This is a genomic window from Bradyrhizobium sp. BR 10261 (genome assembly GCF_019455395.1).
Lineage (GTDB): Bacteria > Pseudomonadota > Alphaproteobacteria > Rhizobiales > Xanthobacteraceae > Bradyrhizobium > Bradyrhizobium manausense.
The window spans coordinates 149431-162847 of the sequence record NZ_JACOFQ010000015.1; the positions used below are offsets into that span (position 1 = coordinate 149431).

The 13417-nt window shown below is 61.1% G+C and carries 12 protein-coding genes and 1 pseudogene; 6 read left to right on the plus strand and 7 right to left on the minus strand.

The annotated features are described in order from the left end of the window. Window positions 1-79: 79 nt before the first annotated feature. Window positions 80-319, minus strand: a complete 240-nt coding sequence (locus HYH07_RS19415) for a hypothetical protein (RefSeq protein ID WP_057756882.1) — start codon at window positions 317-319, stop codon at window positions 80-82. Between the two features lie 229 nt (window positions 320-548). On the opposite strand from HYH07_RS19415, the gene HYH07_RS19420 reads away from it, so the two are divergent. Continuing rightward, the gene (locus tag HYH07_RS19420) at window positions 549-1331 is read left to right on the plus strand and encodes a transglycosylase SLT domain-containing protein (protein WP_312016685.1); all 783 of its coding nucleotides are present in this window, start codon (window positions 549-551) and stop codon (window positions 1329-1331) included. A 405-nt stretch (window positions 1332-1736) separates the two neighbouring features. Here HYH07_RS19420 and HYH07_RS19425 read toward each other — a convergent pair whose 3' ends face one another. Then, window positions 1737-2552, minus strand: a complete 816-nt coding sequence (locus tag HYH07_RS19425; protein ID WP_220003995.1) for a response regulator transcription factor — start codon at window positions 2550-2552, stop codon at window positions 1737-1739. Between the two features lie 192 nt (window positions 2553-2744). After that, window positions 2745-4259: an MFS transporter gene (locus HYH07_RS19430; protein WP_220003996.1), complete on the minus strand. Its 1515-nt coding sequence runs from the start codon at window positions 4257-4259 to the stop codon at window positions 2745-2747. A 64-nt stretch (window positions 4260-4323) separates the two neighbouring features. On the opposite strand from HYH07_RS19430, the gene HYH07_RS19435 reads away from it, so the two are divergent. Together HYH07_RS19435 and HYH07_RS19440 are read left to right on the plus strand one after the other, a co-directional pair. Continuing rightward, complete coding sequence (locus tag HYH07_RS19435; RefSeq protein WP_220004025.1) at window positions 4324-5238, plus strand: LysR substrate-binding domain-containing protein; 915 nt, start codon at window positions 4324-4326, stop codon at window positions 5236-5238. A gap of 71 nt (window positions 5239-5309) precedes the next feature. Beyond that, window positions 5310-5417: pseudogene (locus HYH07_RS19440) on the plus strand (IS5/IS1182 family transposase); the annotation flags it as partial. Between the two features lie 139 nt (window positions 5418-5556). Here HYH07_RS19440 and HYH07_RS19445 read toward each other — a convergent pair. Both HYH07_RS19445 and HYH07_RS19450 read right to left on the minus strand, forming a co-directional pair. Then, window positions 5557-6438 carry an aldose 1-epimerase family protein gene (locus tag HYH07_RS19445; RefSeq protein WP_220003998.1) on the minus strand — a complete coding sequence of 294 codons (882 nt, stop codon included), beginning with the start codon at window positions 6436-6438 and terminating at the stop codon, window positions 5557-5559. A gap of 425 nt (window positions 6439-6863) precedes the next feature. Then, a complete protein-coding gene (locus HYH07_RS19450) occupies window positions 6864-8063 on the minus strand; it encodes an acyltransferase (RefSeq protein WP_220003999.1) in 1200 nt (399 codons plus the stop codon). Window positions 8064-8416: 353 nt separating this feature from the next. On the opposite strand from HYH07_RS19450, the gene HYH07_RS19455 reads away from it, so the two are divergent. From HYH07_RS19455 to HYH07_RS19465, 3 genes are all read left to right on the plus strand, one after another. Continuing rightward, on the plus strand, window positions 8417-8809 hold the full coding sequence (locus HYH07_RS19455) for a hypothetical protein (RefSeq protein WP_220004000.1): 393 nt from the start codon (window positions 8417-8419) through the stop codon (window positions 8807-8809). 307 nt (window positions 8810-9116) lie between these two features. Beyond that, complete coding sequence (locus HYH07_RS19460) at window positions 9117-9407, plus strand: hypothetical protein (RefSeq protein WP_220004001.1); 291 nt, start codon at window positions 9117-9119, stop codon at window positions 9405-9407. Between the two features lie 611 nt (window positions 9408-10018). Then, window positions 10019-11176, plus strand: coding sequence for a glycosyltransferase family 2 protein (locus HYH07_RS19465; protein ID WP_220004002.1), 1158 nt, complete (start codon window positions 10019-10021; stop codon window positions 11174-11176). A 54-nt stretch (window positions 11177-11230) separates the two neighbouring features. Here HYH07_RS19465 and HYH07_RS19470 read toward each other — a convergent pair whose 3' ends face one another. Together HYH07_RS19470 and HYH07_RS19475 are read right to left on the minus strand one after the other, a co-directional pair. Beyond that, window positions 11231-11689: a DCC1-like thiol-disulfide oxidoreductase family protein gene (locus HYH07_RS19470; RefSeq protein ID WP_220004003.1), complete on the minus strand. Its 459-nt coding sequence runs from the start codon at window positions 11687-11689 to the stop codon at window positions 11231-11233. Further along, window positions 11679-13319 (minus strand): hypothetical protein, encoded by a 1641-nt coding sequence (locus tag HYH07_RS19475; RefSeq protein ID WP_220004004.1) that lies wholly within the window; start codon window positions 13317-13319, stop codon window positions 11679-11681. Before HYH07_RS19475 ends, HYH07_RS19470 begins: the two co-directional genes overlap by 11 nt. Window positions 13320-13417 lie beyond the last annotated feature (98 nt).

Genomic DNA, 13417 nt, shown 5'->3' on the forward strand with positions numbered 1-13417 from the left:
CCTCACGAGAGGGAGAGTGCGGGAGCTGATGGACCAAAGCGAGATCGTGGCCGCGCCGGAAGCGCACCTCAGGGCCGGGTCAGCGACCGGTGACCTCATTGCGGATAGCGGCCGGATTGATCCCCTGTTCCACTTCCACCACCGGCGGGATGCAGTAACGGATGAAGCGATTGCCGACGACGAAGCCGAACTCGCTTTCGCTGGCACTCGCAATGCTCGCGCCGTTCTCGGCAACGAATTTTCCGAAGGCATTGAAGTCGAACACCTTCGACCCCAGGAACTTGCGGACGATCTCTTCCCTGTTTGCTGCGTTGCTCATGTTGGCTCCTTGCTCACCGTGGATCGATCCGGACGCGGGATGCGGCCAGTACCGACGACGCGCACGATGATCCGATCGCGGAGCGAGGCGTGTGAACGACCTTACATTTCAAGAATTGTTGAGCACAACTAGCCGGCAACACATCGGTTGTTAACTCGGAAGATGTACGACGTACCTCATGTTGCGGAGCCGGGTACGATCGAATTCCAGCGCGATGTGGCGAGGCATCGTGGTCGCGGCGCTTCTGTCGGCGGCGACTTGCGTGCAGGCCCAGGATGCCGCCAGGGAGCGCGCCACGGACGACGTCGGCACGACCGCGGCGATCCCCACTCAAAATGCCGGCCTCGGCGCAGGCGAAACCGTGACGTCGCGAGCCGAGATCCGAAAGATCATCGAGCATGAGACGGCGAGGACCACTCTGCCCGCCGACATTGCCGAGGCCGTCGTCTTCGTCGAGAGCGGCTACAACTCGGCCGTCGTCGGCAGCGCCGGCCAGCTCGGCCTGATGCAGCTGCGGCTCGAGACCGCGGCGGCGCTCGGGTTCAGGGGAAACGCTGCCGAGCTCGCCGAGCCTGATATCAACATCCACTACGGCGTGCTTCATCTCAGCCGCGCCTGGCGCCTCACCGGCGGCGACCTCTGCCGCACGCTGATGAAATATCGGGCCAGCCACAACGAAGAAGAGATCAGCCCGCGCTCGCAGGTCTACTGCAATCGCGCGCGCAACCGGCTGCTCGCGATGAAGTCGACGGCAGCGGTCACCCCTGATGCAGCCGCCCCACCCTCGGCACCCGCGCCGGAATCCACAACGGCGCCAGCACCGGCAACGACATCGGCCAGAGCTGAAAAGCCGCAGACGCGGCCCAGGCTGGCCCAGCCCAAGGACGTCTATGCCCGCTACACCAGGGGCACGGCCGCCGCAAGCCGGGCCTATTGGGCCGCGCATGAGGCCAGGATCAGCCGCATCAAGGCCCGCATCGAGGCAAGGTGGAAGCGGACGGCCTCGCGTTAACGGTCATTCGTCACGACCCGGACCCAGCCCTTGACGACACCGTCATGGTCGATGGAATACTGCGGATGCTCCCCTTTTCGGGTCCTTTTCGGGGTAGCTGCAGCGATTTAGCCAAGAGTGTTTTTGCGTAACCCCTGATAGAGACCATGCACAACGGTTTGAGAGTTTTGTTTGCGATTGTCGCAACGGCGGCCGTGGCCACGTCGACCTTCATCGCCATCCGGTTTTTGGTCGGGTTCAGCGGCTGAAGCAGACGGTGATGGCCAGGCCCCCGGCCGGCGCGACGGCCGTCGGGCATTGCTGGCTGACGCGCGATGAGATTAGGAGGAATCGTCATCGCGCTTTAGGTTATTGTTTGAGCATGATCTTTTCGGAAAACCGCTTCGCACTTTTCCGGATCATGCTTTAGAGGCGCTCGCTGAGCGCGAGCTGGTAACCGACGCCGGTGACGGTGGCGATGACGGGCGTGTCGCTGCTGACGAGCTTGCGGCGCAGCCGCGCCACCAGGGCATCGACGGTGCGGATGTCGACCTCGGCCTGGCGGTTGCTCACGACTTCGATCAGATAGTCGCGGCTGAGCGGCCGTCCGTCCGCGCCGACGAGGGCCGCGAGCAGGTCGAACTCGGCACGCGTCAGCGCCACCGGCTTGCCGTCGCTGCCCAGCAGCTCGCGCCGCGTCAGGTCGATGATCCAGTCGCCGAAGGCGATCGAATTGTGGTTGCGCGCCGCCTTGCGGTCGATCGAGCGCCGCCGCAGCACGCTGCGCGCTCGCGCCAAGAGATCGCGCAGATTGATCGGCTTGGTGACGTAATGATCGCCGGCGATCTCGAGGCCAAGGATGCGATCGACGTCGGTGTCGCGGCGGGTCACGAAGATGATGCCGGCGTTGCTGGTCGCCTGGATCTCCTTGGCGAGCTCGAAGCCATCGCCGTCGGGCAATTGCACGTCGAGGAAGACCAGGTCGGTGCGCGCGCGCAGCGCCTGGCGGCATTCGGCACAGGTGCCGGCACCGACCACGTCGAAATTGTTCTCGCTGAAATAGCCGACCAGCATCGTTCGCGTCACGGGATCGTCTTCGACGACGATCAGCCGCTCGCGCCCGACCGGCCGCAATTCCTGAAGTGCGGAATCAGCCACGATGTTGGATGTCCTGTGTGCCTGCGACTGGGCCTGAAGATTCAAATGGCCGCGTGATGCGCTGTCCTGTGAACGAACATTCACGTCTTGTTCGAGCCCCCGAAATTGCCTGCCGCAATACTAGGCGCGTTGTGTCGCCCGAACAATATAGGTCACGGTATTGAAGTGTTACTATGAATTGCCCCACACTTCTCATGCAGCGCATCGATGCTCGCCGACGTCCATAATTCAATGCGGCTTGCCTCGCCGACCCTCGCGGGTCAAGCCGGATCACGCTCACCGATCGGCGGGAAGCAGGAAGATCGCTGCAAGGACGCCCAAGACTGCTGTTGAGGCCGCGGTCGCGAAAATGGCCGCGAAGGCTTGCCCGCCACCAACTACGGCCAGCGCAGCGATCCCAAGCGCAAAGCCACCCTGCCGCGCCACGATCGTCATGGCAGAGGCCATGCCGGAACGGTCTGGCGGGGCGAGCGCAAGCAGGGCGCCCGAAAGTTGCGGGTGGGCGAGCGCCGCTCCGCTGCCGATCGCTGCCATGCCCGCGAGCATAAGTCCGAGGGTCTCGGCCGCATATGCGCGCCAAAGGGATGCAAGCAAAAGGAGATCACCGACTGCGAGTATCGCGAGAGAAAGCGCGAAGTGCCGGCGCCAACCGATGCGCATCACGAGGTGGCCGCCAATTGGCGGCACGATCAGCATCGGTGCGGTTGCAACGATCAGAGCGAGGCCCGTACGATTGGCGTGCCAGCCGAATGCGCTCTGCATCGCTGGCGGCAGATAAACAAGGATGGCCCAGTAGCTGACGGAGACGGCAATCAGCAGCAGGCCGACGCCGGTCATCGCGCGCGTCCCGAACACGGTCGGGTCGAGGAGCGGCACCGCGCGCCGACGCTGTTGAAGGGCAAAGCCCGCCAACAGCAGAAGCGCCGCGCCGCCGAGGCACGCGGCACCGATCATGTCGGCACGTACGCGCATCGTCGCGTCAATCAGCATCGCGAGCGCCGTCGTCAACAGGGCAACGCCGACACTATCGAGCGGGCGCTTCTCCGCGGCTTGGCTCTCGGCGACGGACCGCGGCACCGCAATGGCCAGAGCCACGCAGAACGGGACGTTGATGAAGAAGATCCAGCGCCACCCGATCCAAGCCGTGATCACGCCACCGAGCGTCGGCCCAACGGCCATCCCGACACCGGAGACGACGCCCATCAAGGCGAACACACGTGCTCTGACGGCGGCGTCCGGGAACGCGCTGGCGACGAGCGCCAAGGCGCCTGTGACGACGAACGCTGCGCCAATGCCTTGCAGGCCACGGGCGAGCCACAACGACGGACCGTCCCAGGCAAGGCCGCAAGCGAGGGAAGCGACAAGGAAGATCAGATTGCCGGACAGCAAAGCGCGGCGGCGACCGAAGCGATCGGCGATCGCCCCAGCCGCGAGCAGCATGCCCGTGAAAGCGAGCGAATACGCATCGATCACCCACGCCGTTCCGGCCACGCCGAAGCTAAGTGTACGCGCCATCGCGGGCAGCGCGACGACGACGGCGGTGACGTCGAGATTCGTGAAGAACGCACCGAGGCCGAGTGTCAGGGCAACGGAAAGGTCACGAGCGCATAGGGCGGTTGCGGTCTTCACAAATCCTCTGTCGAACCGGGAAAGTGCCGCGCAGAGGAGCTGCGGTGCTCGCAGAGCATGATCCGGAAAAGTGCGCAGCGGTTTTCCGGAAAGATCATGCTCAAACAATAACCCAAAGCGCGATGACGATGCATCCTGGTCGCATCGCGCTTTAGTTATCATCGGTTTGCGCTCCCGGCGTATGCCGAGTGTTCAACTCGGCATGAATCTGCTTCATATTGCCGGCATGACCGCCCAACCTCCATTCGATACCCTGATTGCGTTCGAAGCCGTACACCGTCTCGGCAGCGTCACCGCCGCAGCAAGCGACCTCGGCGTAACGCAGAGCGCAGTGAGCCACCGGTTGCGCCGGCTGGAAGACTTTATGGGTTTGCCGCTGCTGATGCGGAGTTCGGGCGGCATGCGGCCGACCCCCGCGGGTGAAGCGCTTGCATCCGGCCTCGCGGAACTCCTCGCCGGCCTCGGAGAGCTACGCGCGCGATGCCGCGCTGCGGCCAACAATGGCCCACTGCGCGTCGGTGTCAGCGCCGCGCTCGCCGACTATTGGCTCGTCGCACGTCTGCCGATGTTCAAGGCTCCATCGACGCCGATCGAACTGATCATCGTCGAAAGCACGGCGCAAGCGATCCAGCTCGATCTCGACATCACGATCCATTGGCTGCTCGAGGGCGAGGCACGCGAGACCTCGACGCAGCGCGTGTTGTTCCGCGAGCAGGTCTTCCCCGTTTGCCACGCGCGGCTATTGCCGTCCGCGCCGCTCGACGACCCGACGCGCATCGCCGCGCTGCCGCTGATCCATAAAGGGGCCGGCGCAGACGCGAACGCGGGAACCGAGTGGTCCTGGTCGACGTGGTTCGCGCGACTTGGCCTTCACGCGCCGCCGCCGGTCGGACTACGTTATGCCAACATGGCGACCGCGATCGGTGCCGCACTTCAAGGCAGCGGCGTCGTGCTCACGCGCTCACTCCTCGCGCGCGACGCGCTCATCGACGGCCGCCTTGTGCGCGTGCTGCCTGAGACCTGGGACATGCCGTCGTCGAAGGTGCACCTCGTGCGCTGGCCTGCGGTCTTGGCAAGCGATGCTCGGGTGAAGGCATTCGTGGCATGGCTTTTGGACGAGGCCAACGAATGCGTCCAATAGGGGACCTGCCCGGAAGCGTTGCGTCTGGTCAGCCCCCTGGGATTCAAGCGTCCAAACTGGGAGCTCGAATCATGGGCTACGAGCTTGCCGATCATGAATGGATCGCCATCAAGCCCATACTGCCGAACAAGCCGCGCATCGTTCCTCGGGTGAACGACCGTCTTGTCCTCAATGGCCTCTCTCGGCGAGGACCTCACGCGGATCGAGGCGTGAGCGCCTGAAGCGCGATGAGATTGGGCTGAATCGTCATCGCGCTTTAGCTCTTTGTTTGAGCATGATCTTTTCGGAAAACCGCTTCACGTTTTTCCGGATCGTGCTCTAGGACGTGCCGACATCGATCCGGAACGAGAGCTGCTCCTCCGCACCGGGCGCAATATGCATCAGCCCTGGCTTGTCGGTGAACTCGCCGTCAAAGCCGACGGGGCTGGCATAGCCGCGCCAGGGCTCGATGCAAAGGAACGACGCACCCGATGGTTTCGACCAGATGCCGAGCTCGCGAAAGCCGCGCCAGGACATTTTGAGCCAGGGCCCGGTGCCGTGCCCATCCGCATAGCGGACCGCGGCGCTGTTGACGGGATTGAGGATCACTGCGTCGTTGGTGAACAGGGCCTCCGACAGTGGGAGCACGGTGCCTCGGACCGGGCTGGGATCCGCAGCTGCGAGCAGGAGCCCGCCCTCGACACGGCAGATCGGCGACGGCTCCTCATGCGTGAACGTCAGCGCATAGCTTTCCTTCGGCACGCCAGCCTGCAGCGGCCAGTTGAAAGCGGGATGGCCACCGAGCGACACCGGAAGGGTCTCGCCTCCGGTGTTCTCGACCGCGAGGATGAGATCGAGACCGGCATCATCGAGCGCATAGGTCGCGGTCAGGCGGAACGCGAACGGATAGCGCTCGCGGGTCGCCTCGCTGTCCTCTAGCACCAGCGTGCACCTGTTCTCTCCGCGTGCCCCCCATGCAAATCGGCTGTCGCGCGCAAAGCCGTGCTGGGTCATCCGGTACGTCTTGCCCCGGTGCCGCAATTCGTCATTGGCAAGGCGTCCGACGATGGGAAACAGCAGCGGCGCGTGACGCGGCCATTCCGGGGCCGCCTGCCAAAGGAACTCGATGTCGCCGCCCTTCAGCGAGCAGAGCTCGGCGCCGTACGCCTTGACGGTCGCGGTGAGCGTTCCGCTGCGAAAGGAGTGGGTGTCGTCGGTCATTGCCAACCTCTACACCGCGGACTCGCATGCAGCAAGGCGACGCGGCCGAGGCGCAACGTCTGCTTTATGCGTCCGCCGCTACCGAAGGATTGATTCCCTCGCTTGTGTAGGGCGCTAAAATCAAACGAAGAATTTGGCTTTGTTCTGCAGATCAGCTTGATTCTCTACTTGAGAAGCCCGCGCGCCGCCGGCCTCTTAAGTGAGGCCATCCCCCCGCCTCAGTCCTGAAGGCTCCCCCCGTGACCGGCCGTTCCGCGGGGCCCCAGCTCAGCGGAGACGCAATGGTCAGCTGCAAAGGTTCGAGGAGAGAAGGGCGTGATAGGCGTGGCCGCACCAAAAGCTTGCCGCCGACTCGGGACCACCGAACATACCTGCGACTCACAGTGCGAGAAGCCCCGAAGTTCTCTCAAGACGAAGCAACTGGTTTAGACCCCACCCTGACGCGATACCCCAGCGCCGGCGAGTTCGTCGGAATTGGCGTTGCGCAACAGGAACAACGACCTCCAATCGCGCTGATGGCCAAATTCGATATAGCGGTAGCTCAGGGCACTTAGCAGGATCGTTATTGCAAGATAGGGCAATGAAAGTTGAAGCGTGTCTTGCAACGGAGACGTATCGGGCGGGATCATTTCAACCATGATGATCGAATGCCACGCATAAATACTGTAGCACATGCATCCGACGACTTGAATTGGCCACGCCTCGAACAAGCGATTTGCGGACCATGCCCCGCACAACACCGCCAGCAGCACCATGGCAAACCCGGCGCAAAAGATCGTGGCGTAGAGAATGCTCACCGCCCAGGGGCCGTTATCCTTGAGATATATGGCGGCAATCATCACCAGCAGTCCGGGCAGCAGCCCGCGCGCCTGAAATCTCCTAAGTGATACACTGTCCCTGGACTTGACGTAGAGATCGCAGACCAACATTCCGAAAATGAACTGGTAACACGACCCAAATATTCCGCCCACAAACGGGCGAAACATCCCAATCCGATCCACCGCGATAAGGTGCCCAGCCACCACGAAAGCTGAGCAGATGACGACGCTCAACAGCAACAGCCTTCGGAGGCCCAAGCGCGCGGTGAGAAGAATCAGAAGCGGAAACAAAAGGCTGAACCAGATCTCAACGCCTACGGACCATAATACGGGATTGGAGGGGGGCATAAACCCGTGCGGCACAAAAATGAAAAGCGTAGATAACAGTCCGCCGAGTTCCAGGTACCACGCGTGCGATCCAGCGGGCGACTTGGCATGGAGCGCAACCGTCACGAGGACTACCGTATAGTAAAGTGGAAGCAAACGGGCTGCGCGATGCCAATAGAAATGCGGGAGGTCGGCGAGCCGACCGATGGCTCGCTTCTTTGTGCGATAGGGCAGGTACAGAACGAATCCGGAGAGCACAAAAAAGATATTTACACCCAGGAAGCCGTGCTTGGCGACAATGGCCAGGAGACCATTCGGATCAAGTTCGCCGGGAAACGCCGACGCGCTGGATGTAAACGGAACAAGCAAGTGAAAGAGGATCACCATCAAGATGGCGAGTCCGCGAAAACCGTTGACCGCGCCGATCTTCTCCGCGCGACTATCGGCTTTGATGGCGGAACCTGGAGATTGTAACGACAAGGCGGCGATCTCGGTATGGTGATTTCCTGTTTGCGATGTTCGCTACGTTGAGCGAGCTGTCAATTGACGGCCGTCACACCCACGACAGCGCGATGCCAAACCGAAGGTGCATTGACCAGCAAATAGGCAAGTCACCGCATCGCTAGGATGCAGCGGATATCGTATCGCGAACACCTCACGACTCGTTGGAAGCGATCCTTACGCGAGCGCAGCCCTCCCCGGACACGGCGAACGACGTGCCTTCAAATCGTCAATTACGGTATCTATCAACTACGGGATATAGACGGTAACAGGTTAACTCTGAGGCAGAATTATGCGTGGGCGCGGGTAGTTTGATGGCTGGGCTCCTCATCATGTCTGTTCTGCTCGCGATTGGCTTCGCGGCCGGCTACGGCACGCGTGAGCTGATCTCTCGTAAGCGCCACGCCGAGTACTTGAACTTGCAGCCCTACGTTTCGCCTGCGCTCAGAACCGGACGGCCATCTTCCGATGAAAGCACCATCACGCGATACGCCACACCCCAACCCGCAATAACTGAGCAGGCGAACTATGACATGCTTGAGTCGTTTAGACCCGTATCAATTGGGGAGCCGAAGCCAGTGAAATCCGGGCCTGCCGGCGCAAGCTTGCGTTTGATCGAGCCGCATTCCTCCAAGCCCGATACCGGATCCTTGCAGTCCGCGGACATTGAGCAGAGCCTCGAAGAACTGGTCGGACTCCTGCTGCGCAAAAAACAGGGCGGTTAGGGCCCTTTTCTCCGAAGCGTCTGGTCACAAGCGTCTTGCCGCATTTACGTGTCGGCGTGTTGCCGAGACGGGGTGGGAAGTACCCCCCTGGAACCGAGAAGCACCAGGTTGTCAGCAGGAGAGCTCCGGGATCCCGGTGGGAATCCAGGGCACCGGGTCGATGACAGAGCACCTTTTTACGACGGAACCGCCCGCCCGCAGCACAGGCAGGTAAAGACTGGCCGGGGCCGCGTAAAAATGGTATGTTTTTAGCGGTTCTGTGGCTACAATACGGCCCATCACGCGTCCGGAGAGCAGGAGGGCAGATTTGGTTGTGCTGATGATCGCAAGCGCCGTGGCGGGTGTTCTTCTGGGGCGTTTTCTTCGCGCATATGCCCTTATTCCCGCAACGATGCTAATCTTGGCTGCAGCATGGTATTTGGGCCTCGAGCAGGGTTTCGCGACGGGCGCGATCGCATTCGTCGCTAGCGCGGTGGTCTTGCAAGTCGTCTATTGCGCGAGCCTGCTGATCTATCTGCTCATCGCGAACCTCTCGGTGCTGGACCAGGTGCAGTCGGAGGCATCACCGCAGATGCCTGAATCGCAAATCGCAGCCTAAGACACCTATCCTGAGCGGCCACCGAGAATGTTGTCGCGGGCCCGTACACTGTGACAACCTCCCGTAGAAGCGCCGCACCTGCTTAGTTCATGCAGACCATCCCGCAGGGCCGCATTCCTGCCGGTGTGTTGTGAACGCGTCGTTTACGCGGCATGATCCCCCTGCGCGCGTGGTGCTCCGCTGAAGCTGTTGGCCTGCAGCTTCCAATCTGCTCAACGACAATATCTGCTACACCCAACTGAATACGCGTTTGAATGCGTGGCGCAGGCTTTCTTCTTTGATTTTGATTTCGGCTCGTTGAAACTTCAGCGGAATGGCTGTGTTGCACCAAGTCGAGGCAAATGCTTTTAGACGAGGCGAATCCGCGACAAGCTGACGCGACACAGTATGCTCAGGACGTTTGGGAATAAATGGCAATGCAATTTATTCGGAACCGATGCGAAGCCGCCGGCCGATATTCCTCGATTGCAAAGAAGAAGCGCACATTTGCGCCTTGCCACGGGTTTATGATGCTAGATCAACCCGCTGAGACAACATGACTCTCCATAGCACCTATATTCGCCGTCTTTATGTCGACAATGCAGATATGATCGGTTGGCTGGAAATTAAAAATGGAATTGCTGGCGAGAACAGCCGCGGGCGGCAACGGCGCGCAGAACGCGTTACAAAAGTTGATCGTAAGGGGTCAAGCGGCTGTCGCATTTTTGACGCCAGCGCGATCACGGGCCAAGCAGCGTCCCGATCCGGTCATTCACCGGATTGATACCCGGCCCCTCGACTTCGGCCCCGATGAGATCGTGGCTGTCGGCAAGCTCCGCAACGAAATGCTGCGATTACCCGAATTCCTGCGCCATCATCGCCGGCTTGGGGTCCGACGTTTCCTCGCGATCGATGACCGTTCGGATGACGGCACGCGAGCATTCCTGCTCGATCAGCCGGACGTTCACGTGTTCGAGATCCGGGAGTCCTTTGCAGAATCAAGTGGTGGCGCGCGTTGGACCAGCGCCGTGCTCGACCAATTCGCGCCAGGACGGTGGGCGCTGACGCTCGACGCCGACGAACTCTTTGTCTATCCCGGTTGCGAAAATTTTGATCTTCGATGGCTGTGCCGATATCTGGAGAGTACCGGCGCCGATTGCATGACCGCGGAGATGGTCGACATGTATCCACGCTGGCTCGGAGGCCCGGAGCGCTACCAAGCCGGTGAGAGCCTCGTCGCGTTCTGCCCCTACTTCGATTCAGATAGCTATGTGAAGCGCCGTCGGCGCGGCTTTCCGGCCAACTACCTGGTGGGCGGTGCGCGAGCGAGGCTGTTTTATGACGAACCGATGCCGCCGAAGATCGCCCTTTATGACGCACTCGTACAGTTGCTTGAGCCATACGGGCTGGCGCGGCTGCTGCCTGCAGTTAACATCACGCGCTGGCAGCCACCGCTGCTCACTAAAGTGCCGCTCGCGCGCTGGTTGCCCAGCCGTCGCTATATCGCCGCCGGTCACCTGATGACCCCACCAGGCAAGCCAGGCGATGTCACAGGCGCCCTGCTCCATTTCAAATTTCTCCACGACTTCACCGATAAGGTCGCAATAGCGGTCCGTGAAGGGAATTACTATCTCGGATCGGTCGAGTATCAGCGCTACGCGGAGCGACTCGATCAAAATCGGTCATTCGAGCTCATCTATCCGAAAAGCCTGATCTACCAATCATCCGACGACCTTGTCCGTTGCGGCCTGATGCGTCTCTCTCCGGCCTATCAGGCCGCGACGCGATAACCTGCCCCACCGCTTCTTGTACACAGGAGGCGCGCTGGAGCCTTCCTCCAATCGTCATCGGACTCCCTCGTTGTGCTTGATGTTTTGGTCGGAAGGACCGACCGGTATCCGCTGTTCCGGAGCATTGATCTCATCGATCAACTTGCGGCCGAGAAGCCGAAGGAGAAGCTTCCTTCCACGCACCAGTGCCGGATAAAGTGCCCTTGCCAGGCGTGGCCGGGAGAACACCAGCCGATTAAGACGATTGAAGACAGTCTTCTCCGCGGCAAGCGTTGCCAGCAGATGCATTGCATCGGCCCCATGGTAGTGCCGCCCACGCCAGCGAACCACCATGCCTTCATTGAGATCGAGGTTGCGGGCGCGGATATCGCCGACGATCGGATGTTCCGAACGCGCGTCGATCAGGTGAATGCGCTGCCCACGCTCCCGCAACTGGTACAGCAGAACATAGCGGCTGCATAACGGGCATTCGCCGTCATAGACCACCCAGATCTCGTCATCACTATGGGTCAATTCGATAGTCCGTTCGATTCCGAACGTCGCGCACGAGCTTGCCCTCCGCCAGGCCGAGACATACTGAGTCCACCACATAGTGATAGGCGACGATATCGTCCATGGTCAGCTCGTTGAATTCGCCATACAGCCATGGATTGGACAGCATGTGGTGCGGATAGGCATAAAAGCTGTTGTTGTGCTTCACCCAGGGGTAGACACGAAAAAAGCGATCCGTCTCGCGGACCAATTTTTCCACGGCCTCCATGGATACGCCTGTGTCTTGACGCGGAAGGATCTCCGGGCCGCAGGTGGCCGCGTCGTGCCAAGTCGCAAGATCGTGGTTGTTGCCGCCAACGCGAGCCCGGAAATGATTCTCAGGGATGTACATGGTTCCGGTCCCGATCATGTACGAGTAGATGCCGAAATAGGTGGAAGGCGCGAGAACCTGGCGACCTTCGCGGGTCTCGACGAAAAGCCGCGGGCTTGCCAGCTTCGGCCCGTCCAGCCATCCCAGGTGATTGGTGTAGAAAAAGAACCGGCCACAGATGACGGTCACGACCATCACAACCTTCATCGCCGGGGTGAACCCATCACGCGGCAGCGTGCGTGCCGCAGCCACGATGAACAGGTTGAGCGCAATCCAGAAGAAGAAAAGAGCCCCGAGCGTGAAGTACACGCCGATGTGGAAGACGTCGAACAGCAGGCAGAAGAACGACAGCACGCGCGTCGAGATCGCAGCCAGGGGCGACAGGAGCTGGGCACCCAGCACGAAGACGTTGAAGATCAGCTGGTTGCTCACGATCGCGTCCCAGATGGTCTGCAACGCGCCCGGCCACAGGCCGAGCGGGGCGTCGCCGCGTTCGAGGCCCATCAGGATGGACGTTTGCGTGGGATTTGCGAACAGCCAGGTCCACGGCTTCTCGCCACCAGCCTGCAGCTTTGCGATTCCCGACCAGAAATAGCTGCCGAGATGCGCCCCGACGGCGCACGCCCAAATCAAGCCATAGGCGCGATCGCGAAGCTGCTTCACGTCATTTGCGGAAGCGAACAGAGTTCGCAGCCTCGGCACGCGATCCATCACCCAGGCGCTGGTGAGAACGATGGTGCCGAGCACGCCAAGCACGGCGAAGTTACCGACGTCGAGCATACCGAGATAATCGGTCTCCGTCACGAAGATGCCGGACACGACGCTCACCATTTCGCGCCATGCATGATAGAAGTAGAACAGCGGCACCAGAAATGAAGGACGCCAGATCGCGGCTATTCCTGCCACAACCGCAAGCACCGCACCGTAGCGGAAGAACAGAATCTTGTCGCCCGCCCCGAACAGGATGTTGGGAGGCCCTGCGAAGGGCCCCAATGAATCGAACAGCAACTGCACGAAGATCGTCATTCCGATCGCGAAGGCGGTGATCCGCAATGGCGGCGAGAAATCACGGTAGCGAATGGAGCTGAAGGCGAGCGCGCCGGCAAATGCCGAGCAAACCAGCACCAGAGCGTAAATGTCAGACCAGCGCGCGAGATGCGTGACGGCCCGCCGCGAAATCGCAGACAGAATGACGGCTACTGCAAGGAGGAAGAGAGGTCCCGCAAGCGACGCGACGCCAGACCGCGCTCCTTGCCGTGATGCAACAGTGTACAACGTCATCCCGTCTCGGACCTCCGGAGCTTCGCCATCGAGATCAACCGAACATTATAGAATGACTAGCGGCCTGCAAATATCGCAAGCGCAGCTTGCCCTTCTCC